We start from the raw sequence: 23,629 nt of genomic DNA, 5'->3' as shown, positions 1-23,629 counted from the left end.
CATCATATGTCAATGTCAAAATGAAGTACAATCGATTATCTTCATCGACTATGAAAAAAAGATTAATCATGTTACATTTAGGGTATAGTTTAAAATCCCGACCTCCGGAGTGTGAATTAAATCGTGACAAACGTATCTTCAACAACTTCTCGATTTGCCATACAACCAGCTGAAAGAATGAAGGGTCTGCCTACACAATTCTTCGCAACGCTCGTTGGTAAAGCAAATGCACAAATCGCCGCTGGCCATGATGTCATAAATTTAGGCCAAGGGAATCCTGACCGTCCTACGCCTCCGCATATTGTGACTTCCATTCAGGAAGCTTCTGCGAATCCGTTGTATCATAAATATCCGCCATTCAGCGGTTTTCCATTTCTGAAACAGGCGATTGCACAGCGTTATAAAGAGGATCACAACGTGGATTTAGATCCCGATAGCGAAGTTGCGATCTTGTTCGGCGGCAAAACAGGTCTCATCGAAATTGCCCAATGTTTATTGAATCCTGGCGATGTCTGCCTAGTTCCTGATCCTGGCTATCCTGATTATTGGTCAGGTGTCGCACTAGCCCATGCCGAAATGGCATTCATGCCGTTGCGTGAGGAAAATAACTTCCTGCCTGACTATTCGCAGTTAAAACAGTCTGACTTGGACCGCGCGAAGCTGATGTTCATTAATTATCCAAATAACCCAACGGGTGCAACAGCTCCTGCTTCTTTTTATGAGGAAACAGTTGCCTTCGCTGAGAAAAATGGTGTCGTTGTTGCCAGTGATTTCGCCTATGGGGCTATTGGATTTGATGGTCAGAAGCCGATCTCATTCCTGCAAACTCCTGGAGCCAAGGAAGTAGGCATTGAGTTCTATACCTTGTCCAAAACATACAATATGGCCGGCTGGCGTRTTGGCTTTGCCCTCGGTAACAAAGAAGTCATTCGCCTTATTAACTTGATGCAAGATCACTATTATTGTTCTTTGTTTGGCGGTATCCAAGCGGCGGCGGCTACAGCTTTAACGTCCTCACAAGACTGTGTCACAGAACTGCGTGATGTGTACGAAAGTCGTAGGAACGCGTTGTATACGGCACTTGCCAGCATCGGCTGGAACGCTAAACCATCGCAAGGATCCTTCTTCTCATGGCTGCCAGTACCGAAAGGTCATTCCTCACAGAGTCTTGCCGATTTACTACTGGAAGAAGCTAAAGTTGTCGTAGCACCAGGCGTTGGTTTCGGAACGCACGGTGAGGGCTACGTCCGACTGGGCCTTCTTTCTTCGGAAGCACGGTTGGAAGAAGCTGTGCAGCGGATTGGGAAATTAAATCTTTTTTAACACCTAAGTATCCAAAGGTCTTTGATGGCAAGCCATTTATACCTTTACAAAGACTCGACTACCATGCTATTCTAGATAAAATAAAAATTCCAAACAGCAACGTTATGATGGGAATAGTACGAATCGTGCCGCACGTAACCAGGGAGTAAGCTCCACMCGACTGAGAGAGCTTGCCGTGAACCGAATCCGAACCCGCCCCTGAACCGTCAACGATGAGTTGAACAGAACCCTACTGTTATACAGGGAATCTAGAGTTGAGTGCTTTCTATTTGATATGCGCTAATCTAAGGTGGTACCGCGGAAGCAACAGACTTTCGTCCTTATGTTTTAAGGACGGGAGTCTTTTTTGTATCTACATAGTTGGAAATCGAAGGATGGGATGAACATGACTCAGCGAATCGTTGTCAAAATCGGCAGCTCCTCATTAACCTCAGATACGGGTGGCTTGAATCCGGATAAAATACGTTTTTTTGCGGCTGAACTCGCACAATTGCAGCGCAGCGGCAGCCAAGTGCTGCTCGTGACCTCAGGCGCAGTAGCCGCAGGCTTCACCTCCCTTGGCTACCKCACACGGCCCAAGGTGCTGCACGAGAAGCAGGCCGCCGCAGCCGTCGGCCAAGCGCTCTTAATGCAGGCGTACCATGAAGCATTTGCCTCCCACAGCGTAAGCGTGGCGCAAATTCTACTGACTCGGTACGACTTCTCCAACCGCAAGCGCGTGCAGAACGCGATGATGACGATTGACGAGCTCCTGCAGCGCGGCGTCGTCCCGATTATTAACGAGAACGACACCGTCTCGGTAGATGAATTGAAATTCGGCGACAATGATACGTTGTCGGCATTGGTAGGCAATTTGGTCAAAGCGAACAAATTGATCATCATTACCGATATGGACGGCCTATACACGGACGATCCTCGCAAGAACGCGAACGCACAGCGTATCGATCGCGTAGACGCCATCAGCGATGAGCTGTTCAGCTTCGCTGGAGGCTCTGGGAGCGCGGTCGGCACCGGCGGCATGCGCTCCAAGGTCGAGGCCGCCCGCATCGCAATGCGCGGGGGCGTGCCGGTCTTCATCGGGCGCGTGCTGGAGGAGGGTGATCTGAACCTTGCCGTTGGCGGAACGGGCAAGGGAACGTATTTTGACACGGCGCTGAACAATCTGCCGGTCAAGAAGCAGTGGGTCGGCTTCCACTCGCTGCCCCAAGGGCAAATCATCGTTGATCAAGGGGCGAAAGCTGCCTTGATCAACGGTGGGAAGAGCCTGCTCCCCGCTGGCATCACGGCAGCGGTTGGCGACTTCCACCCCGGCGACGTCGTCGAGGTGATTTGCAGTGAAGGCGCGCTGCTGGGCCGCGGCGTCGTCAATTATGCGGCTTGGCAAGTGCAAGCCGCAGCAGGCCTATCGACCGACGAAGTCCAGAAGCGTGTCGAAGTGTCGCGCATCGAAGTCATCCACCGCGATGAATGGGTGCCTTTGACATGAGACAACAACGATTACTAAACCCAACATTACGAGATGTACCGGGAGATGCCGAGGCAGCCAGTCACCGACTCATGCTGCGAGCAGGACTCATTCGACAGTTATCCAGCGGTATTTATTCCTACTTACCCTTGGGTCTTAAGGCCCTTCAACATATTCAAACGATCGTACGTGAAGAAATGGACCGCGCTGGTGCACAAGAAATGCTCATGCCTGCCCTCCATCCTGCCGAATTATGGAAAGCCTCAGGTCGTTGGGATGTCTACGGTGCTGAATTAATGCGGCTTGAAGACCGCAATGGTCGTGAGTTTGCTTTAGGCGCTACACATGAAGAAGTCATTACAACACTCGTTAAAGATGAGATTCATTCTTATAAAAAGTTACCTGTCACGCTATATCAAATCCAAACGAAATATCGCGATGAGCGCAGACCTCGCTTCGGCCTGCTGCGTGGCCGTGAATTCCTTATGAAGGATGCGTACTCCTTTGATCGCTCCGCAAGCGGACTTGACGCCAGTTATCAAGCGATGTTCGATGCTTATGTTAACATTTTCACACGATGCGGTTTACAATTCCGAGCAGTTGAAGCCGATTCCGGCGCGATTGGCGGTACGGATACGCATGAATTCATGGCCTTGGCAGATGTGGGTGAGGATACGATTGTACATTGTCCATCCTGTCAGTATGCGGCTAATTTGGAGAAAGCCACTGGCGTAATTTCCAACGAAGGTACCTCATCTACCGGCGAGCCACATGCACAACCAACGAAAATACACACACCTGGCGTAACGAGCATCAAACAATTAAGCCAATTCCTTGCCATTGAACCGCAGCAAATTATCAAATCCGTTGCCATCCAAGCGGAAGGCGAGCCTGTGATCGTGCTCATCCGTGGAGATCTCGAAATCAATGAKATCAAGCTGAAGCAGGTTCTCGGTGTAGCTGAAATCACGATGCTATCCGAAGCTGAAATCAAAGCGCTTGGTTCGATAGCCGGGTTTATTGGGCCGCTTGGTCTATCATCCGTCAAATTACTTGCAGACACATCGATTCAAGGCTTAAATAACGCCGTTGTTGGCGCCAATGAAGCAGACTATCATCTTCAGCACGTAGATGTGCAGCGTGATCTTGGTGCATTAACCTATGCTGATGTTCGCAATGTGGGCCAAGGAGAAAGCTGTATGCATTGCGGGCATGAACTCGCTTTTGCCAAAGGCATTGAAGTTGGGCACGTATTCAAGCTTGGTACCAAATATAGTGAATCCCTCGGAGCTACGTTCAGCGATGAAAATGGCGTCTCCGAGCCAATGATCATGGGCTGTTATGGTATCGGCGTCTCTCGTGTTCTAGCTGCTGTTATTGAACAGCACCAGGATGAGCGAGGCATCATTTGGCCGACTGCTATCGCGCCTTACTCGATTCATTTATTAACCGTTCAGGTGAAGGATGAAGCCCAAATGACATTATCMGAGGAGATCTATCACGCCTTAACTAGCGCAGGTTATTCGGTCCTGTGGGATGATCGTGAGGAACGCCCTGGCGTGAAATTCAACGATGCTGATTTGCTCGGATTCCCATTACGATTAACCGTTGGTAAGAAAACGAGTGAGCGAATTATCGAATGCAAAGAACGCCGTCAAGGCGAGGTCTATGAACTGAACGTGGAACAATTGTTAACGCATTGCCAATCCTTATTTAACTAGGAGGTCTACCCATGAGTGAAGTGATTACAAAATCTAAGCTTGCTAAGCAAGCTGCCCAAGCAATGGGCAATCTTACAACTGAGCAAAAAAATGCAGCCTTGCTGCTAATGGCAGACGCGTTAATTACGGAGCAACAAGCGATCATTGAAGCTAACAGCAAGGATTTGCAGCGTGGGAAAGAGCTAGGCACTAGCGCATCTCTACTAGACCGATTGGCGTTAAACGAAACGCGCATTGCGGCGATGGCCGAAGGTCTTCGTCAAATCGCTGAGCTTCCTGATCCAATCGGAGATACGCTTGAATCATTTGATCGCCCTAATGGTCTGCGCATTCGCAAAATCCGTGTACCCCTCGGCGTTATCGGCATTATTTATGAAGCTAGACCGAATGTCACCGTAGATGCGGCAGGTCTTTGTCTCAAAACAGGCAACGCTGTTGTGCTCCGTGGCGGATCTTCAGCCCTATTTTCGAATGAGAAAATTGTGGAGGTACTGCATACAGCTTTAGAGCGTTCTGACCTTCCGGCAGATGCCTTGCAATTAATCCTAAGCGCAGATCGCAGCTCCGTCGATGAAATGCTGAAGCTGAATGGCCTCATTGACGTGCTAATTCCGCGTGGTGGACACTCGCTTATTCAAAATGTTGTCAATAACGCGTCCGTCCCAGTCATTGAAACAGGTGCAGGGGTGTGTCATACTTTTATAGATCAAAGTGCACAGCTCGATATGGCGATTCGAATCGGGATTAATGCGAAGGCACAACGTCCTTCTGTTTGTAATAGTATGGAGACTTTGCTTGTACACGAAGCCATTGCGGATAAGCATTTAGCTGCGATTGCCGATGCCTTCCAAGGCGTTCATGTTGAGCTGCGTGGTGACGAGCGTTCAAGAGCTTTGGTACCAAGTATGCTGGTAGCTGAACAAGCCGATTGGGGTACGGAGTACGGGGATTATATTTTATCCATCAAAGTTGTTAAAGATCTAGATGAAGCGCTAGCTCACATTCGTGCTTACGGTACGATGCACTCCGAATGTATTGTGACGGAAGATGCTGCTAATGCTGAGAAATTCCTGCAAGAAGTAGATGCTGCTGCTGTTTATCATAATGCTTCGACACGTTTCACGGATGGATTTGAGTTTGGCTTTGGCGCGGAGATTGGTATCTCCACTCAGAAGCTTCATTCACGTGGCCCAATGGGTCTGCCTGCTTTGACCTCGACCAAATACCGTGTCTATGGAACCGGACAAATACGCGAATAAACCTTAAGAGGAGGAACAACGGATGTCAATCCTGTTATCGCAAGCTAAAATTGCTTTTGTAGGCGCAGGCTCMATGGCTGAAGCCATCGTCCGCGGACTCATTCAGACGAAAGTCGCGAATCCGCAAAACGTTTATATGATGAATCGCTCCAATCAGGATCGCTTGGCGTTTTTATGCTCCGAATATGGCGTTCAAGCCACTTCAGATCAAGCGACGAAAAACACAATTATTCAAGAAGCCGACGTTGTTGTTCTCTGTATGAAGCCTAAAGATGTGGAAGCTTCATTTGCAGAGCTTGGGCCGCTTCTGAGCGAGCGTCAGCTGTTAATTTCCGTCATTGCAGGCCTTTCCATCGAGAAATCGGAAAGACTATTGCAAACCAATGCGCCAATTGTGCGTACAATGCCAAATACTTCCTCCACCATCGGATTAGGCGCAACAGGAATGAGCTTCTCGTCTAAGGTTAATGATACATTCAAGCAGTTTGCCATCCAAATGTTTGAAGCGGTTGGGACTGTTACGATTGTAGAAGAAGATAAGCTTGAAATCCTTACTGGCATTTCCGGAAGTGGCCCTGCCTACGTGTACTATCTCATGGAAGCGATGATTAAAGCGGGCATCGAAGGCGGCTTAACCGCAGAAGATGCGAATCAATTAACGCTCCAAACGGTGCTCGGCGCTGCACACATGGTACAAAATACGATGGAGCACCCTGCGGAATTACGCCGCAAAGTGACATCCCCTAACGGAGCTACGCATGCTGCTATWCAAGCTTTGGATCGCTATCAGTTCGATGAAGCTATCCATCAAGCTGTGTTGCATTGCGCCGCTCGTACGAAGGAAATGGGCGAACAAATTGCCGCTACCAGCACTGTTGGCAAATCAGTTTAAGCCGTTTCTGTGAAACAAGTGGAACATAAGTGAAGTGATTCTAGTGAAGCAGGTGAAAGTTCGTTATGAGTTCATATTGTTTAGCAACGTATCGGAGTTTCGATGAGAAAGCCGATTTTCATAAAAAAGCAACAAGCATCGCAGTTGGTCTCACCGTTGGTAGCTGGACGGAACTGCCTGAGGCTCAGAAAGCTTCTATGGAGAAGCATTTGGGTAAAGTCGTTTCCGTTGAAGTCCACGAGCCTTCTGCAGGAGAACCCGCTTCCAACCGCTATGCGGACATCACCATCGCATACCCCGATGTCAACTATAGTCGGGATATCCCCGCGTTGTTAGTGACTGTTTTCGGCAAGCTGTCTATGGATGGCAAAATCAAACTGATCGACCTTGCCTTCTCTGCTGATTTCCTGGCTGGGTTCCMCGGCCCGAAATTCGGGATGCAAGGCGTTCGTAATCTTCTAGGCGTGCATGATCGTCCGCTTCTGATGAGCATCTTCAAATCCGTTGTCGGGTATGAATTGCCAGCCTTGCGTGAGCAGTTCTACTTACAAGCGGCTGGTGGCGTCGATCTCATCAAGGATGACGAGATTTTATTCGAAAATCCGTTAACGCCCATGGAGAAACGCATTGCGATTTGTCTTGAAGCAGCTGAACAAGCCACGAAGGAAACGGGTCAAAAGCTGCTCTATGCGGTTAATTTGACAGGATCAACATCCAAACTAGCTTCCCAAGCCAAAAAAGCCATCGCAGCTGGTGCCAATGCGTTGCTTTTCAATGTGTTGGCATACGGTTTCGATGTTCTGCATGAATTAAGCTCGGATCCCGACATTAACATTCCAATCATGGCACATCCTGCCTTGGCTGGAGCAACCTATCCGTCGCCACACTACGGTATCTCGCCTTCTGTTCTACTAGGCAAATTAATGCGTCTTGCTGGTGCTGATTTGGTATTATTCCCTTCCCCATACGGCTCCGTTGTGATGCCAAAGGAAGAGAATTTGGCCATTAAGCATGTGCTGTTAACGCAGGATTTACGTAAAGATTATACGTATCAAGCACCGACTGATGTACAATTAACATTAGCACCAAGCTTCCCGGTTCCTTCCGCGGGTATTCATCCTGGTCTAGTTCCGCTCATTTTGCGTGATTTCGGACAGGATGTTATCGTGAACGCCGGAGGCGGCATCCACGGTCACCCGATGGGAACGATTGCTGGGGGACAAGCTTTCCGCCAAGCGATTGATGCGACTTTACAAGGCACAACATTACGCGAGTACGCCTTAACACATCCAGAGCTACAATCTGCTATTGACACATGGGGGATTAGAGAATGAGCAAGGAACGCATTATCTTTTGTGACTTTGACGGTACAATCACCGTTAACGATAACATTGTAGCGATTATGAAGCACTTCAATCCTGAAGGTTGGGAAGCCATCGTCGAGCAGATTGTTACACAGCAAATATCCATTCGTGAAGGTGTTGGYGGGATGTTCGATCTGCTGCCTACCTCGCGTAAGGATGAGATTGTCGATTATGCGATCAACAATGCTAGAATCCGGGATGGTTTTGAAGAATTTGTCTCCTACTGTAAGGAGCAAGGGATTACACTTTTGATCACAAGCGGAGGCATTGATTTCTTTATTTATCCCTTGCTTCGTGCGTTTGCGATTCCAGAGAATCATATTTATTGCAATGCCAGCTCATTCGAAGGGGAAACCATCGAGATTCTATGGCCGAATCCATGTGATGCCCATTGTCAAACCGACTGCGGGATGTGCAAAACAAGCATTATTCGTTCCTACGATCCCGAGCGCTATGAGCGGATTATTATCGGAGACAGCATCACCGATTTTGAAGGTGCTAAGCTAGTGGATACGATTTTTGCCAGATCTCATCTCATTGAGCGTTGTGATCAACTTGGCTATGCGTACCACCCTTTCGAAACGTTCTTCGATATCATTAAGCAATTGGAGGCTGAACCCGTCAAATGAGTATTTTACTAGAAGAAAAACAGCGTGCCTTCGCTGAGTTACGAGACATCAAAGCAAATCTAGCAGCGCGTGGATGGTTTCCTGCGACTAGCGGCAACTTATCCATTYGTGTTGGCGGCTTTGAGCCGAGTGCTTTCACCTTCGCAATCACGTCTAGCGGTAGAGATAAATCCGTCCAAACGCCTGAGGATTTCCTTCTCGTCAATGAGAAAGGTTTGCCGACGGAAGCTACTAGCCTTAAACCATCTGCGGAAACCTTGATCCATAGTGAGATTTATCGCTTAACAGGCGCTGGCGCCATTTTCCACGTGCACACGATCTTCAATAACTTAGCTTCCGAGCTGTATGGAGAACGTGGTAGCATTCCAGTTGATGGCGTTGAGTTGATCAAAGCGTTCAACATTTGGGATGAGGAAGCACAGATCGAGATTCCGATTCTGCCCAACTATGCAGAAATCCCGCGTATCGCAGAACTAGTCGAAGGCGCGATTGTACCTCGTATTCCAGGCATCGTACTTCGCAAACATGGCATCTACGCTTGGGGCGCCAATGCCTTTGAAGCGAAACGTCACCTCGAAGCATTCGAATTCTTGTTCGAATATGTGTACCGTTTGCATTTGCTGAAAAAGTAATCTAATCCACGTGTAGCCGCGGTGCGGACTTTCTAGTTTGCAGTTACGGAACGTGGTTCTGCTATTTTCTTGAAAAGACCCTATTACTTAAAGTTGTGGAACGTCAGTCCGCTATTTCTTTAATTTCAGCGCATTTCTTGCGTTTGTGGCGAAATAGAGGAACCTGGTTTCGCAACTTTTTTATTTGGCTATTTTTATGCAAATAGCGTCCTCTCGTTCCATATCTTTATGGCGGGAAAGCGGAGTTGAAGTTTGTGGGTCGGAGGCAATGTTATCAGGTTAGATAATATGGTGGCATTTCGGCAGATGAGCTATTGATAGCGTAGGCGGGATACTGTGGACTTGGGGTAGCTAATGGTTGTTGTAGGCGTGGAGACAAAGTAGCTTAACGGCAGGGTTGTCGTAGCTATGCGGTTTTTGAGCATGTTTGCACTTGGCTGGGTGCTGGTAGCCAGGGCTCTTCAGGAGAGCTGTGAGACAACGCGTAGTTTTATAGTGATCGCACACACTCTCACTCTCACTCTCACTCTCACTCTCACTCTCACTCTCACTCTCACTCTCACTCTCACTCTCACCTCTCCACTTCCTCTTCCCTATCTCAAAAATGCAAAAATACAACCTTTTCTACTTATTTAGGATCGAAATTAGTAAATGCGTGCAAATAGGCAACCTTTTTAAGGTCTTCCAGGCAAATCTCCTGAAATCACTCCCATTTGATGCCTATTTGCATCAATTTCCAATAAATGTGGGCAGAACCCATTTGTAAAATGCTCTTTTGCATTTTTGACAGGCTAGGTGACTTGCTACGTTACTCCACTTTTCCCCATTTTCATCTCTTTATCGTTATACTCACCAATAACTAGCATAACACTCATAACTCCACATTACAGTCAGTCCTCATTACACAATAATCATAATGGGGGGGGAGAATTGCGGGGCTGGGCGCGGGGTTAGCACCATACGTCGGTGACACAACGCGCGCCCAGGATTCGCGCGCGTTGGCAAATACACAGAGAAGCAGCAAAAAAACGCCCATTTCCTCTCCCTTTCGGAGTGAAAAATGGGCGTTTCCTTATCGCGACTGTCGAAACCGCTGCGAGTATTCCTTGGCCTGATCTACTGTCGAGACGCGATTGCGACTCCAATCCAGTAAAATCCGATCAATATACCGGAAATGGACTTTCCMAGCAAACACAGCTTCCTTCAAAGCTGTCATGATCAACTCTTCTTTGTACATGTCTTTGTCCAGCCAATTGCTGATCGTTTCCAGCTCCATTGGCGTTAGCGGTCTAGCGAATTCATTTTCGATCGTTGTATAAATGTTCTTCACGCGCTCATCGCTAGGTGCATGCGTAATCGCCGCCAAATCTGCTAACTCTTGCAGTTGCTGCTCTGCCACGCGTTTTGCTAATTTCTTATAAAGCGGCGTCAGATTATACTGCTCGCTGCGAAACCCTGTTGTTTCGTGCGTTTCCTCATCGATTGTGATAAATTGCTCACGAATCAGCTTCTGCACACTAGCAATAACGACATCTGGTGACGCCGACATCCGCTCCTGGATTTCATCCAGCGTCGGGAATGTGTTCCTATCCTTTTCAACAAAAGATATGAAATGAATCAGTGTCATGACGTCAACTTCACTCAAAAGCAGTGCGCGATAATGCTTGAGCAATAAACTCGGTACCGCGACACTCCCCTCCAGGAAGCTATTCATTAGGATCGCTTCGACCTTCATCTGTGTATTCGATTGCGTACTCATACGTCTTTCCCCTTTCTCCCCATGGACAATGCCACTATTTAAGGGTATAGACGGTATAACAAACGTGGGAATGGAATGGTTTCACGCACATGATCCAAACCGCAAATCCAAGCAACCGTGCGCTCTAAGCCTAAACCGAAACCGGAATGCGGCACCGTTCCATATTTGCGAAGATCCAAATACCATTGATACGCCTCTTGAGAAAGCTCGTGCTCCTTGAAGCGCTGTTCCATCAATTCAGGGTCATCAATCCGTTGACTTCCCCCAATAATTTCTCCATAGCCCTCTGGCGCGATCATATCGGCACACAGCACGACTTCCGGACGGTTTGGATCTGGTTTCATATAGAAAGCCTTAATCTCCGTTGGCCAGTGGGTGATAAACACCGGTGTTTCGTACTGAGCTGCAATCGCTGTTTCATGCGGAGCTCCGAAATCTTCGCCCCATTCGAATTCATGCCCATTCTTTTGCAAATAGTCAACAGCCTCATCGTACGTGATACGTGGGAAGCTGCCTTTTATTTTCTCCAGCTTCGATGTATCCCGCTCCAACGTTTCAAGTTCAGCCTGGCAATTGGCCAAGACCGTCTGCACGATATGAGATACGAATTGCTCCTGCACCTCAAGGTTCTCTAGGTGATCCACGAACGCCATCTCCGGCTCGATCATCCAGAACTCGATGAGATGTCTCCGTGTCTTGGATTTCTCTGCACGGAAGGTAGGACCGAAGGAATAAACGCGGCCTAGTGCCATCGCAGCTGCTTCCATGTATAACTGTCCGCTTTGCGTCAAGAAGGCATCTTCATCGAAATATTTTGTGTGAAACAAGTTCGTCGTGCCTTCGCAAGAGGATGGTGTCAAAATTGGCGGATCCACCAAATGAAACCCTCTATCATTGAAGAACGCTTGAACCGCTTTGATAATTTCTGCGCGAATCACAAGTACCGCACGCTGACGCGGGCTACGAATCCACAAGTGACGATTGTCCATTAGGAAATCAACGCCATGTTCCTTCGGTGTAATCGGATATTCTTCGGTGATTTGAATGATTTCTACGCCAGTCACGTCGAGTTCGAAACCGCTTTTGGAGCGAGTGTCTTCTTTTACATTTCCCGTTATGTATAAGGAGCTCTCTTGGGTTAGCTTAGAAGCTGCCTCCCACACCTCTTCACTCACTTCGCTTTTAACAACAACACCTTGTATATATCCCGAACCGTCACGAAGCTGCAAAAACTGAATTTTACCACTTGAGCGTTTCTTGTTAAGCCAACAGCCGATAGTAACGGACTCGCCGACATGATGTTTCACTTCACCTATTGTACTTTTCATTTACATTTCCTTCCTCTCTACTTACTGAGATTCCATTCTATTGTACACTATTTCATGATTTCAACGAAACCATCAACGGGGCAACGATTGCACGAGTTCGTATGTATCTTGGGCGATGACCCATTCCTCATTGGTCGGAACCACCAGAACTTCAACCCGTGAACCAAGCTTCGTAATTCGCTTTTCTATCCCTCTACCATGCAGGTTCGCTTCTTCATCAAAATCAACCCCAAGGAAGCTCAAGCCCTCGCATACCGCTTTACGCAGCGGCGCGGAATTCTMGCCTACGCCTGCGGTAAACATGATCGCATCGACGCCATTCATCGCCGCGGCGTAAGCCCCGATATATTTGCGCAGCCGATACGCATACATTTCAAAAGCCAAGGTAGCGTTCTTATCGCCCGCTTCCACAGCTTCCATGATCTCGCGCATGTCGCTGGAGATCCCTGAAATCGCCTGCAGGCCGCTATGCTTATTCAGCATGGAGCTCACCTCGCCGATCGTCAAATCCTCCTTGCCCATCACATAGGGCACGATGGCCGGATCCAGATCGCCGCTGCGCGTGCCCATCATCAGACCTTCGAGCGGGGTCATTCCCATGCTCGTGTCAACTGACTGGCCGCCCCATACAGCGGCGCAGGAAGCGCCATTACCTATGTGACAGGTAATGAGCTTCAACTGCTCCAGCGGGCGTCCTAGGAAGGCAGCGGCACGCTCGCTCACGTACTTGTGCGACGTACCGTGGAAACCATAGCGGCGCACCTTGTGCTTCCGGTAGAGTGCCATCGGCACCGGATACAGGTAGGCTCTCGCCGGCATCGTCTGATGGAAGGCAGTGTCGAAGACGACAGCCTGCGGCACGCCAGGCATGTTCACTTCCACCGCCGAGATGCCAAGCATATGCGCCGGGTTGTGCAGCGGCGCCAAATCGAAGAGACGCCGAATCTCCTTCTTCACCTCGTCCGTGACGAGGACGGAGCTCTTGAAGGATTCGCCGCCGTGGACGACACGGTGGCCAACAGCATCAATCTGTGAGATGGCGGTCAACACGCCATGCTCCGGATGGACAAGTACATCCAGCACTCTGCGGATGGCTGTTGTATGCTCTAGAATTTCATCCACCTTGTGAAATTCGGGTTTGCCCGCTGGTTCGTGCAAAAGGATAGCGGTATCCATCCCAATGCGTTCTACTCTACCCTTGGCCAGTACAGTTGCATTTTCCATATCATACAATTGATATTTCACTGATGAACTGCCAGCATTTATAACCAGAATATTCATAGTCGGTCACCATCCTTGTCGTAACGGAAGAAACCTTCTCCCGTCTTCGCGCCAAGATGCCCTGCACGTACCATTTGTTTCAGCAAATACGAAGGCCGGTATTTGATATCGCCATATTCACGGAACATGCCCTCTAGCGCAGCCAATACGGCATCCAGCCCGAACCGATCACACATCTCCAATGGACCATGCTTGAAATCATAGCCGATACGCATGGCTTGATCGATATCTTCCGCAGAGGCGACACCTTCGGATAAAGTATGCAGCGCCTCGTTAATCAATGTACAGATCAATCTCGTCGTTATGTAGCCAGGCGATTCATTGACTTTGATACTCTTTTTGGTGAGTACATCGTCAACAAACTGACGTGTAAGATTATAAGTCTCGTCCGACGTTTTCATCGCCCGTACGATTTCAACAAGATTCACTTTGGCAACCGGATGTAGAAAATGCAAACCAATAACACGCTCTGGATGCGTCGTGATGGCTGCAATCTCCGTAACACTTAATGTAGAAGTATTCGTTGCTAGTATGATTTGAGGCGAGCATATTTGATTGAGCTGGAAAAAGACATGCTTTTTCGCATTCAAATCCTCTGAAATCGTTTCAATGACAAGCTCGCAGGAAGCCATGTCCTGAATCGAGTTAGCTCTTTTAATTTTCGAAAGGATGGATTTCTTCTCCGCTTCCGTCAAAGCCCAACGCTCAATTTGCTTATCTAAACTGACCATTATAAGCTCAAACGCTCGGTCTAGCTTTTCTGTTGTTTTCTCAGCAAGAATGACATCAAGACCACGCGCGGCCAGCATTTCGGAAATACCCTGCCCCATCGTCCCTCCGCCAATGACACCTATCGTTCTAAACATCATAGCTTGTTTCTCCTTCTTCCGGACTTCTGCCTTCCTCTATAATTATATGTATCTTGCATACGTGTAGTAAAGCCAAGAACCGTTGACCTAATTGGCCAACGGTCATTATTATGCACTTTGTGACACAGAAGCGTCAAATAATGTACGAAAAGTATCACCTGAGAGTACTTCTTCCTTCATCAGAATAGCGAAAGAGTGCTCAAACACACTACGTTGCTCATCTAACATTTTCTTCGTACGCAGCATTAACGCATCCAGGATGGCAGCATTTTCTTTCATCAACTGTTCCTTCGTCACCATCTCACGATCAATAATACCTAAGCTGGTAAGTCCGGCATCCATCATGTTACGAACCATGGAAAGCGATTGTTCGAAATCGTTGCGAGACCCCGTACTGCGACCTCCGTAAATCATTTCTTCCGCAGCCGCTCCACCAAGGGCAATCATGATCTGATCTTCGATATAATTTTTCGTATATAAATAATGATCTTGCGGCGGATTATGTCGTACATACCCAAGCGCTTTACCACGCGGACTCACTGTGACCTGGGAAACAGATCCCGGACGAACAAGCTCTGCAATAATAGCATGGCCTAATTCATGATAAGCCACACGTTCTTTCTCATCATTCGCTGTTTCTTTATCTGTTCGTTCACCCATCATTACCTTATCAATCGCCGATGCCAAATGAGTCTGCTCAATCGCTGGGCTATCCTCACGCATCGCATAAATAGCAGCTTCATTCAGCACACCTTCGAGCTGCGCACCTGAGAAACCAAAGGTTTGATCAGCCGTTTGCTCCAACGTAACACCTTCAGCTAACGGTTTATTTTTTGCATGGATATGCAGAATAGCTAAGCGACCTTTTTTATCTGGCAGATCAACCTCGATATGCCGGTCAAAACGCCCAGGCCGCAGCAAAGCACTATCGAGCATTTCCTTCCGATTCGTCGCTGCAATGATAAGAATTCGTGGCGCTTCATTCGTATGAATACCATCCATTTCGGTTAACAGCTGATTCAATGTTTGGTCATACTCRCGCTGTTGTCCGCCTTCTCTTTTACCACCTATCACATCGATCTCATCAATAAAAATAATGGCATTATCCTTGCCCTCTTTAATAGCACGAGCCCTGGCATCTTTAAATAAATCACGTACTCGGCTTGCACCGACACCTACATACATCTCGACAAACTCACTACCTGAAGCAGCCATATAAACGGAGTTGGTGTAATGTGCAGATGCTTTCGCCATCAATGTTTTACCCGTCCCTGGAGGACCTGTTAGCAACAAACCTTTTAGAGGACGAATACCCAGCTTCTTAATTTCCTCATGCTTTATCAAGAAATCAAGTGCTTCCATCAATTCTTTCTTCGCCCGATCCTGTCCGCCAATTTCATCAAAGGTAAGGAAAGAAGGCGTGCGATTCTTGCTTTTCCGATCTCCTCCGCCTGCAGCAGCTCCGATACCGCCGCGGGTTTTCATCATATATAGTAACGAACCGCCAAGCACACTCACGAATAAGATGGGTAACACATTCACACCTTGAAAAGCTAAGAACACCAGAAGAACAGGAATAAATCCAATCCCAATTTCTTTATATATTTTACTCATTCGGCCACACTCCAATCTGGGAGATTCTTGGCAGCATGATAAATTTCGTCGCATCACCATCTGTTAATCGAATATAAACATTTTTCTCGTCCATTTCGCTGTCCACGTTCATTGTGGGCACACCATTTGCATACTTCTGTAAAGTTGCTGGTATATCCGCATAGTGCTTCGTTTCCATCGCTTGAGCGACCTCAAATAACGCTTTAGACCACCATTGATCCAGCTTGTCCGAGGATTGATTCTTTATTGTTATATTTACCGTACGCTTCCCGATAATCGATGAGCCTTCCTCTTTAATTAATTCAACAACTTGTCGTAAATTAGCGTCAGGCTTCAAAGTCAACTCAACATCCACTTGATTCGAGGAAAGTTTCATATTTGAATTCGTTACACCCGGTACCGTATTAATTATATGTGATAATGGATTTTCCATCGCAAAGCTTGTATAGGCGAACCAGCCTCCAAAAAGTACTCCAGCCGATATAATCACGCTCAAAATAACAGGTAAAACGCGTAGCTTCATCTTCATAGGTAGGMATCCACCTTTCTGTTAATGATAGTTTTGTATGCCTCGAAAGCAATACGTTAAGTATATCACTACATATACACGATATGCCTTATGTAAACAGTGGAAACACAAGAAAGTCATCATCATCGTCTAAAATACAATAAAAAAACTCAACCTTCTTATTGAAGGCTGAGCCGATACGTATCCAGATAAGTACCATCTTTGAAAGTGTAGTAATCATAGAAATACCGMGTACCTCTATCTTCCTTCGTCTTATAAAATACTTCCCACACATAGTCATTTCCTAATTTGCCTGGTATGGCTCGCTCAATTTCACTGCTCGGCGCCTTTTTMAATACAGCAGCGCGGGCTTGCTCTTCAGTGAAGGCTTCCTCCGCCATTTCCGTATGAACATCTTCCGCTGATACCCAAGCAATTAAACGCTGTCCTAGCTTGTTCTCCCCATAAACAATCTGAAACGGCTCATCACCGTAGAAAAAATCCACTTTTGATGCCTTTGTCATCATACTTCCGACATAGGCTTTTTCAACAGCTACACGTTTCTCATCCCAGTGTTCGTTCTGCACATTCAGGTAGAATCGGCTAAACACGACACCCAGCGTTGCTACAATAAAAACGCCAAGTGTGATCGTTCGCTTCGCATTCATAACTGCCGCGCACCTCCTCAAAACCACTTACTTTGCCGAAGCATTAACCTTTTAGTCGATCAAAACAACTTTCAAATTCACGCTTAATTTTCTCTTCATCTAAAGTAAGACACTCACCTTTACGGACGATCCACTTCCCATCCACGCACACATCAACGACATCTTTCGCACACGCGGAGTACACAATGTGGGAAACGAAGTCTGTCTTCGGAAGAAAATGAGGCTGATCAATATCCAGTCCGATGAAGTCTGCTTTCATGCCAGGCTCAAGTAAACCGACATCCTCCAGCCAAATGGATTCTGCTCCCATCCGAGTTCCAAGCAACAAGGCTTCTTTCGCAGGAATCGCTAATGGATCACCAGTTACTCCTTTATGTATAAGAGCTGCCAATCGCATTTCCTCGAACATGTCCAAATTGTTATTGGATGCCGCTCCGTCTGTACCTAAAGAAACTTTAACGCCAGCACGTAATAATTCTGGAAGACGGGCTACACCGCTCGCAAGCTTGAGATTGCTGCCTGGATTGTGAGACACACGTACATCATATTGTTTGAGAATAGCTATTTCTTCATCGTTCAAATGAACACCATGCGCAACAAGCGTTGGGCGAGTGAACACGCCTAGCTTTTCCAAATGCGCCACAGGTCTAGCGCCATACTGTTCAACATTGGCTTCAACTTCACGGCGTGTTTCCGACATGTGCGTATGTATTGGAAGATTTAGATCATGTGCAGCTTGTACAATACGCTCGATATAATCTRGCGGACATGTGTAAGGGGCATGAGGAGACATCATCGTAGTAATTCTACCATCCGCCTTACCATGCCAGTTCTTTGCAAATTCAGTAGCTTCAATCAGCTTAGCTGTTTGCACATCTGGCGGACACAAACCGATCACACCGCGGGTCAAGACGCCGCGCATCCCCGATTCCTCAACCGCTAAGGCAACTTCATTCATATGGTCATACATATCGACAAATGTCGTTGTGCCGCCTTTGATCATTTCAAGGATCGACAACCGCGTTCCCCATTTGACATCCTGCGAAGTAAATTTCCCTTCCATTGGCCACATTTTTTCCTCTAACCATACTTGCAGTGCTAAGTCGTCACCATAACCGCGGAGCAATGACATCGCAGCATGTCCATGTGTATTCACAAGTCCAGGCATGTACAGCTTATTCGTTCCGTCAATCACTTCATCGTAATTGTCTAACGGTTCAGGTACTTCAGTCCCAATGTATGTAATCTGACTGCCTTCAATAACCATGCAGCCCTTGATCGATGTTTTGTCTTCCTTATTAGAAATAAAAATACCATTTGAAATTAATGTTTTTTTCATAGTAAAAAACCCTCTCTATGCTCATTCTATAAACAACTACTGCTCCATAAACTTTACATCTTCATGCCTCTAAAATCAAGGTAAGCAAAAGCTATTCACTTCATGTTAAGAAATTGTAAATATTCACGGAATTTTCGTTGCGTTTGACCTTATGAGTATGATACTTTATTCATTGTGAGTTTTTTCTACAATTTGGTCAAACTCGATCCACAAATTCGTTMAAAAACTTGTACATATAGTAAAAATTAGGAGGATTCTATGACAACGTTATTCACCAGAAAGAACGAAGTCGATTTCTTGCAACTTCTTATCCGTGCTGCAGAGAACGCCTTGCAAACTGCTCAACTGTTTCGCACTGCCATGATGGGTGATAAGCCACCAATTGAGTATGTAACAGCGATTCATGATCTTGAGCATGCAGGAGACTCGATCACACATGACATTTTCAGAGGTTTGAACAAAGTCTTTATCACTCCTATTGATCGAGAAGATATCATGGTTCTTGCATCCAAGGTTGATGATGTTACCGATGGTATTGAGGCTACGATTGCTCGTTTCGACTATTTAAATGTTTCTCATACGGATACCTACATGAAAGATTTTTCTGGTGTAATCGTAGACTCCTGTCAACATATGCTAGATGCTTTCAAGCTTTTAGCCAAGAAAAAATATATGCAAATTCCAGAACACACTGTGGCTATAAATAAGTTAGAGAATGATGGAGATCGTTTGATGCGCGAAGGAATTCGTCAAATTTTTATCACGCGCAAAGATCCGTACGAAGATTTTAAACTCAAAGAAATTTACGAGCGTCTTGAAGAAACAACCGATGCTTGTGAAGATGTTGCCAACATTCTTGACAGTGTAGTACTTCGCTACTCCTAAGACACAACATGTCTCTGTGTACGAAGAAAGTTTTCCACTTGGAAAACGCTAGGAGGAACTCATGCTAACTTATTTGATCATTATCGTTGCTCTAGCCCTGCTATTCGACTTCATCAATGGATTCCACGATACAGCTAATGCGATTGCTACTTCCATTTCTACGCGAGCATTGAGCCCGCGAGTCGCCATTTTCATGGCTGCTTCACTCAACTTTGTTGGTGCCATGGTTTCATCGGAAGTAGCCAAAACAGTAGGCGGAAGTATTGCCAATCCTGCGAAGATTGAAAATGGGGTTGAAGTCGTGATTGCAGCCTTGCTTGCAGCAATCATCTGGAACTTACTTACATGGTATTTGTCCATCCCATCTTCGTCCTCCCACACATTGCTTGGTGCCTTAGCCGGTGCTGTAATTGCAGGTGCTGGTTTCAATGGCGTTAACTGGAGTGGTTTCACGCAAATTATTATCATTCTCATTTTATCGCCGATTATAGCATTCGTTCTAGGGTATCTCATTATGGTATTGATCAAAAATATCGTGCTGTGGTCAGGGAATACCTCCAGATCTAAGCTAAATCGTGGTTTTCGTACGTTACAAATCCTATCCGCCGGATTACTTTCCTATTCACATGGTGGTAACGATGCTCAGAAAGCGATGGGCATTATCGTATTTGGTCTCGTTGCGGCTGGTGTGCAAGATGATTTGAATGTACCCATCTGGGTTAAAATTGCTGCCGCACTTGCTATGGGACTTGGAACATCGATTGGTGGATGGCGTATTATTAAAACCGTTTCAGGTAAAATTGTTAAAATTGAACCGATTAACGGTTTCGCTGCCGACTTGACGTCTTCAATTGTCATTCAAATCTCAACCTTCATTGGTAAACCATTATCAACGACACATGTTATTTCCTCAGCGATCATCGGGACAGGCAGTGTCTTGCGTTTCCATGAAGTACAATGGGGCACGGTAGGACGAATGTTAATCACTTGGGTTATTACCATTCCAATCTCGATGGTCCTTGCTTACACGCTGTACTTTGCGATATTCCGTTTAATCATGTAATGAGAAACAAAGGCACGACCCGCTGAAACTGCGCGGGTCGTGCCTTTTTCGTTCTAATCGAGATAATAGGCTAAACTTTGAAGCTCGGTCGTAAAATCCGCATAGTGAACGCGCACATCCGGCGGCACCTTGATGATGACTGGAGCAAAGTTCAAGATCGCTTCAATCCCACAAGCAACGAATTCATTCGCTACATTTTGTGCTTCAGCCGCGGGAACGGTAATAATACCGATTCGCACACCAAGCTCAGACATAACCGACTTCATTTTATCCATGGGGAGCACAACCAAGTTATTAATCACTTCGCCTATCTTAGAAGGCATGGCATCGAATAAAGCTACAATTTTCATATCATTACGTAAGTACGTATTATAATTGCAAAGTGCTCTGCCTAAATTTCCTGCGCMAACGAGTGCAACTTGAATATGTCGATCTAATTTAAGAATCTGCCGAATTTTCTCTATCAAATAATTGATATCATAGCCTATTCCTTTTTTGCCAAACTCGCCAAAATAAGCTAAGTCCTTCCGAATTTGAGCAGGATTCAGATCTAACTTCTGACCTAAATCCTGAGAAGACACCGTGGAAACATTGTTCATTTGCAACTCGTTTAGATAGCGTAAATAGATAGGTAATCTGCGGACAACAGCTTCTGAAATTTTTTGTGTTTTCACGTTCTTAAGCTCCTCCCATCCATTGCTCAATCCTCGGCAGCATTTGTTCGCAGGTCATGTGCTCGATCTTCGGACCAGGCAACGAATAGAGGAAGTGCTTGCCATAATACGTTTCAATAACACGTGTATCATAGATAATGACGATCCCTTTGTCTGATGCCCTCCGAACTAATCGACCGAAGCCTTGTTTAAATCGAATAACAGCTTGAGGTACAGAAAATTTCATAAATGGATTCTCATTGCGCTTCTTGATATTCTCACATTTGGCTTCTACAAGCGGGTGATTCGGTGGTTGGAACGGGAGACGAATGATCGCCAGACAACTTAGCGCATCTCCTGGAATATCTACACCTTCCCAGAATGAGCTAGTGCCCAGTAACACGCACATTTTGTTATCTTGGAACATTCGGGTCAACTTACTGCGATTGCCGCTGTCAACACCCTGGCCAAGCACAGTGATGCCATGTGGGCTCAGCTTTTCTTTCATCCCTGCATGTACTAGCTTCAACATCCGATTCGAGGTACATAGAACCAGCATTCGCCCCTTCGTTACCTGAGCCACATCACTCAAAGAGTTGATCAGTGCTTCGATGAACACGGGATCCCCCGCTCCCTTAATCGTTGGGAAATTACGTGGAATGACGACTAATGCTTGCTCACGATAGTTAAATGGAGATGGCAACTGTACTGTTTTCAGCTTACCTGACTCTTCGTCCTCCGGAATGGCTAAACCAAGTTGCTCCGCTGAGTATTGGAACGATTTATTCACTGAAAGCGTTGCAGACGTTAGAATAATGCTGTCTTTCGTTTCAAAGAAATGCTGCTGCAGCAACCCGCTTACATCCGTTGGTACAGAATTCAGCTGTACCGATTTGGCTTTCGCATACGTGCCGGCTTCAATCCAATACACGTACCCTTCGTCTGCCATTTTCATAAAGAAATGCAGCGCATCACGATGGGCATACAACTCTTTCACGGTTCCATTTAGATCGGTGACTAATCCTTGAACACCAAGTCCATCCTGCTGTTCCTTTAGCTCACTCAACAATTTATCCAAAGTTCGCAAAAGCTCATTCGCATTCAGATAAATGTTATCCTCCATAATCAACAGCTCGCGCCAATTTGCAGGCAGTGTCTCCGGTTTCAAACGCAATACATATTGCGAAGTTTCCGATTGCGAAGGATCACTTTTGGAGGAAACCAATTCGTACAGGGCTTCACTTAAACGTTCCCAGTCCTCTTTGATCGAAATAATTTTCGGGAATAGACCATCAATCGTTTGGCTCCATGCCGCTGCTCGCTCTCCCGCCTCATCCGATTTCTGTAATCGGAACCGAAGCATCGGAAGTTGACCGCTGCGATTATCCTTATACAGCCACAATAAGGAATGGTAGAACGCTGATGCATGCAGCTCGATTCCGAGGTGCTTGCTTGCCACTTCTTCAAAGTGATGCGCCTCATCAATTACAAGGTGCTTGTAGGACGGTAGAAGCCGGTTCTCAGCCTTCATATCCGTAAAGAGGAGGGAATGGTTCGTGATGATCACATCTGACGTGTTGGCATCATTACGAGCTCTGTGGTAGAAGCACTTCTTATACCAAGGGCACATGCGGTTTAAACAAGAATCGGTATCACTCGCAACCGAGTACCAGAATTGGGCACCTTTGTTGCCAAAGTGCAGTTCTTCCTCATCCCCATGTTCAGTTTCACTTAGCCAAACGACCATTTGCGCGGCTGTTATTGGGTCTTCTCTGCCATTTTCGTAGTCCCGAGTTGTGAGCTTCGTTTCGAACTTACGAAGGCACAGATAGTGACTTCTTCCTTTGAGGACAGCTGCTTTGAACGGAACAGGAAAAATTTCTTTTAACAAAGGAATATCCCGCTCACGCAGCTGCTCCTGCAAATTTATCGTATGTGTCGAGACGACCACTTTCTTCTCATATTTCAAACCGTAATAGATCGAGGGAATCAAGTATCCCAGTGATTTGCCCGTCCCTGTTCCAGCTTCAATCATCAAATGCTGATCGGCCTCGAGAGACTTCTCCACTTCCAGAATCATTTGATCCTGAGATTCACGATCCTCATACACCTCGAATCGTTGCTGGAGCGCAGATTTCAATCCTTGCTGAAACGCTTGAAAAGAAGCACCTAGCGCTTCAGTGACCTCGAACTCCGTTCGAAGCTCATCTTCATCGCCCCAATCCGTCACATTCAATGTAAATTGACGGAAGTAACGATTCGTATCCATATCCACACTAGTTACTGATTCTTTATATAAACAAATTTCGTCAAGAAACCAGCCCAAATCCGTGTTACCGTTTTCGAAAATTTGGTTCAACCGCTGTACCGTTAAGAG

At 46.5% G+C, this 23,629-nt stretch carries 20 protein-coding genes; 10 read left to right on the top strand and 10 right to left on the bottom strand.

Annotated features, from left to right (window positions below; all coding sequences use genetic code 11):
- The first annotated feature begins 123 nt into the window (after window positions 1-123).
- The 8 genes from AC1DLM_RS25670 to mtnB all read left to right on the top strand — a co-directional run bounded on the left by AC1DLM_RS25670 (window position 124) and on the right by mtnB (window position 9,285).
- Window positions 124-1,323 carry an aminotransferase class I/II-fold pyridoxal phosphate-dependent enzyme gene (locus AC1DLM_RS25670; RefSeq protein ID WP_477571555.1) on the top strand — a complete coding sequence of 400 codons (1,200 nt, stop codon included), beginning with the start codon at window positions 124-126 and terminating at the stop codon, window positions 1,321-1,323.
- 385 nt (window positions 1,324-1,708) lie between these two features.
- Entirely contained in the window at window positions 1,709-2,809 is a 1,101-nt protein-coding gene (proB, locus tag AC1DLM_RS25665; RefSeq protein WP_477571554.1) for a glutamate 5-kinase, read from the top strand.
- The gene (locus AC1DLM_RS25660; protein ID WP_477571553.1) at window positions 2,806-4,509 is read left to right on the top strand and encodes a proline--tRNA ligase; all 1,704 of its coding nucleotides are present in this window, start codon (window positions 2,806-2,808) and stop codon (window positions 4,507-4,509) included. The genes proB and AC1DLM_RS25660 overlap by 4 nt, the downstream gene beginning before the upstream one ends.
- 11 nt (window positions 4,510-4,520) lie before the next feature.
- Window positions 4,521-5,768 (top strand): glutamate-5-semialdehyde dehydrogenase, encoded by a 1,248-nt coding sequence (locus AC1DLM_RS25655; RefSeq protein WP_477571552.1) that lies wholly within the window; start codon window positions 4,521-4,523, stop codon window positions 5,766-5,768.
- Window positions 5,769-5,790: 22 nt separating this feature from the next.
- A complete protein-coding gene (proC, locus tag AC1DLM_RS25650) occupies window positions 5,791-6,660 on the top strand; it encodes a pyrroline-5-carboxylate reductase (RefSeq protein ID WP_477571551.1) in 870 nt (289 codons plus the stop codon).
- A 65-nt stretch (window positions 6,661-6,725) separates the two neighbouring features.
- Window positions 6,726-7,994, top strand: a complete 1,269-nt coding sequence (locus AC1DLM_RS25645) for a 2,3-diketo-5-methylthiopentyl-1-phosphate enolase (protein WP_477571550.1) — start codon at window positions 6,726-6,728, stop codon at window positions 7,992-7,994.
- A complete protein-coding gene (locus AC1DLM_RS25640) occupies window positions 7,991-8,653 on the top strand; it encodes a 2-hydroxy-3-keto-5-methylthiopentenyl-1-phosphate phosphatase (RefSeq protein ID WP_477571549.1) in 663 nt (220 codons plus the stop codon). Before AC1DLM_RS25645 ends, AC1DLM_RS25640 begins: the two co-directional genes overlap by 4 nt.
- Complete coding sequence (gene mtnB, locus AC1DLM_RS25635; protein ID WP_477571548.1) at window positions 8,650-9,285, top strand: methylthioribulose 1-phosphate dehydratase; 636 nt, start codon at window positions 8,650-8,652, stop codon at window positions 9,283-9,285. Before AC1DLM_RS25640 ends, mtnB begins: the two co-directional genes overlap by 4 nt.
- Window positions 9,286-10,357: 1,072 nt before the next feature.
- Here the strand turns inward: mtnB and AC1DLM_RS25630 are convergent.
- The 8 genes from AC1DLM_RS25630 to AC1DLM_RS25595 all read right to left on the bottom strand — a co-directional run bounded on the left by AC1DLM_RS25630 (window position 10,358) and on the right by AC1DLM_RS25595 (window position 18,651).
- Window positions 10,358-11,044 carry a DnaD domain-containing protein gene (locus AC1DLM_RS25630; RefSeq protein ID WP_477571547.1) on the bottom strand — a complete coding sequence of 229 codons (687 nt, stop codon included), beginning with the start codon at window positions 11,042-11,044 and terminating at the stop codon, window positions 10,358-10,360.
- A gap of 38 nt (window positions 11,045-11,082) precedes the next feature.
- Window positions 11,083-12,372, bottom strand: a complete 1,290-nt coding sequence (asnS, locus tag AC1DLM_RS25625; protein ID WP_477571546.1) for an asparagine--tRNA ligase — start codon at window positions 12,370-12,372, stop codon at window positions 11,083-11,085.
- Window positions 12,373-12,444: 72 nt separating this feature from the next.
- Window positions 12,445-13,653, bottom strand: coding sequence for an acetate kinase (locus tag AC1DLM_RS25620; protein ID WP_477571545.1), 1,209 nt, complete (start codon window positions 13,651-13,653; stop codon window positions 12,445-12,447).
- Window positions 13,650-14,522 carry a 3-hydroxyacyl-CoA dehydrogenase family protein gene (locus AC1DLM_RS25615; protein WP_441986737.1) on the bottom strand — a complete coding sequence of 291 codons (873 nt, stop codon included), beginning with the start codon at window positions 14,520-14,522 and terminating at the stop codon, window positions 13,650-13,652. The genes AC1DLM_RS25620 and AC1DLM_RS25615 overlap by 4 nt, the downstream gene beginning before the upstream one ends.
- A gap of 108 nt (window positions 14,523-14,630) precedes the next feature.
- Window positions 14,631-16,136, bottom strand: coding sequence for an AAA family ATPase (locus AC1DLM_RS25610; protein ID WP_441986738.1), 1,506 nt, complete (start codon window positions 16,134-16,136; stop codon window positions 14,631-14,633).
- Entirely contained in the window at window positions 16,129-16,665 is a 537-nt protein-coding gene (locus AC1DLM_RS25605) for a hypothetical protein (protein WP_441986739.1), read from the bottom strand. Before AC1DLM_RS25605 ends, AC1DLM_RS25610 begins: the two co-directional genes overlap by 8 nt.
- A 158-nt stretch (window positions 16,666-16,823) precedes the next feature.
- Complete coding sequence (locus AC1DLM_RS25600) at window positions 16,824-17,312, bottom strand: cell wall elongation regulator TseB-like domain-containing protein (RefSeq protein ID WP_477571544.1); 489 nt, start codon at window positions 17,310-17,312, stop codon at window positions 16,824-16,826.
- A gap of 43 nt (window positions 17,313-17,355) precedes the next feature.
- Window positions 17,356-18,651 carry an amidohydrolase gene (locus tag AC1DLM_RS25595; protein ID WP_477571543.1) on the bottom strand — a complete coding sequence of 432 codons (1,296 nt, stop codon included), beginning with the start codon at window positions 18,649-18,651 and terminating at the stop codon, window positions 17,356-17,358.
- A 258-nt stretch (window positions 18,652-18,909) separates the two neighbouring features.
- Here AC1DLM_RS25595 and AC1DLM_RS25590 point away from each other — a divergent pair, with 258 nt between their 5' ends.
- A complete protein-coding gene (locus AC1DLM_RS25590; protein ID WP_441986742.1) occupies window positions 18,910-19,536 on the top strand; it encodes a DUF47 domain-containing protein in 627 nt (208 codons plus the stop codon).
- Window positions 19,537-19,597: 61 nt separating this feature from the next.
- Window positions 19,598-20,599, top strand: a complete 1,002-nt coding sequence (locus tag AC1DLM_RS25585; protein WP_441986743.1) for an inorganic phosphate transporter — start codon at window positions 19,598-19,600, stop codon at window positions 20,597-20,599.
- A 53-nt stretch (window positions 20,600-20,652) separates the two neighbouring features.
- Here the strand turns inward: AC1DLM_RS25585 and AC1DLM_RS25580 are convergent, their stop codons facing one another.
- Window positions 20,653-21,273 carry a redox-sensing transcriptional repressor Rex gene (locus tag AC1DLM_RS25580; protein WP_477571542.1) on the bottom strand — a complete coding sequence of 207 codons (621 nt, stop codon included), beginning with the start codon at window positions 21,271-21,273 and terminating at the stop codon, window positions 20,653-20,655.
- Between the two features lie 4 nt (window positions 21,274-21,277).
- Window positions 21,278-23,629, bottom strand: a 2,352-nt coding sequence (locus tag AC1DLM_RS25575; RefSeq protein ID WP_477571541.1) for a helicase C-terminal domain-containing protein, incomplete at its 5' end; no start/stop codon positions are given.

The sequence above is a fragment of the Paenibacillus sp. 01T442 genome, from assembly GCF_056398345.1.
This window is presented reverse-complemented; position numbering and strand designations above follow the sequence as displayed.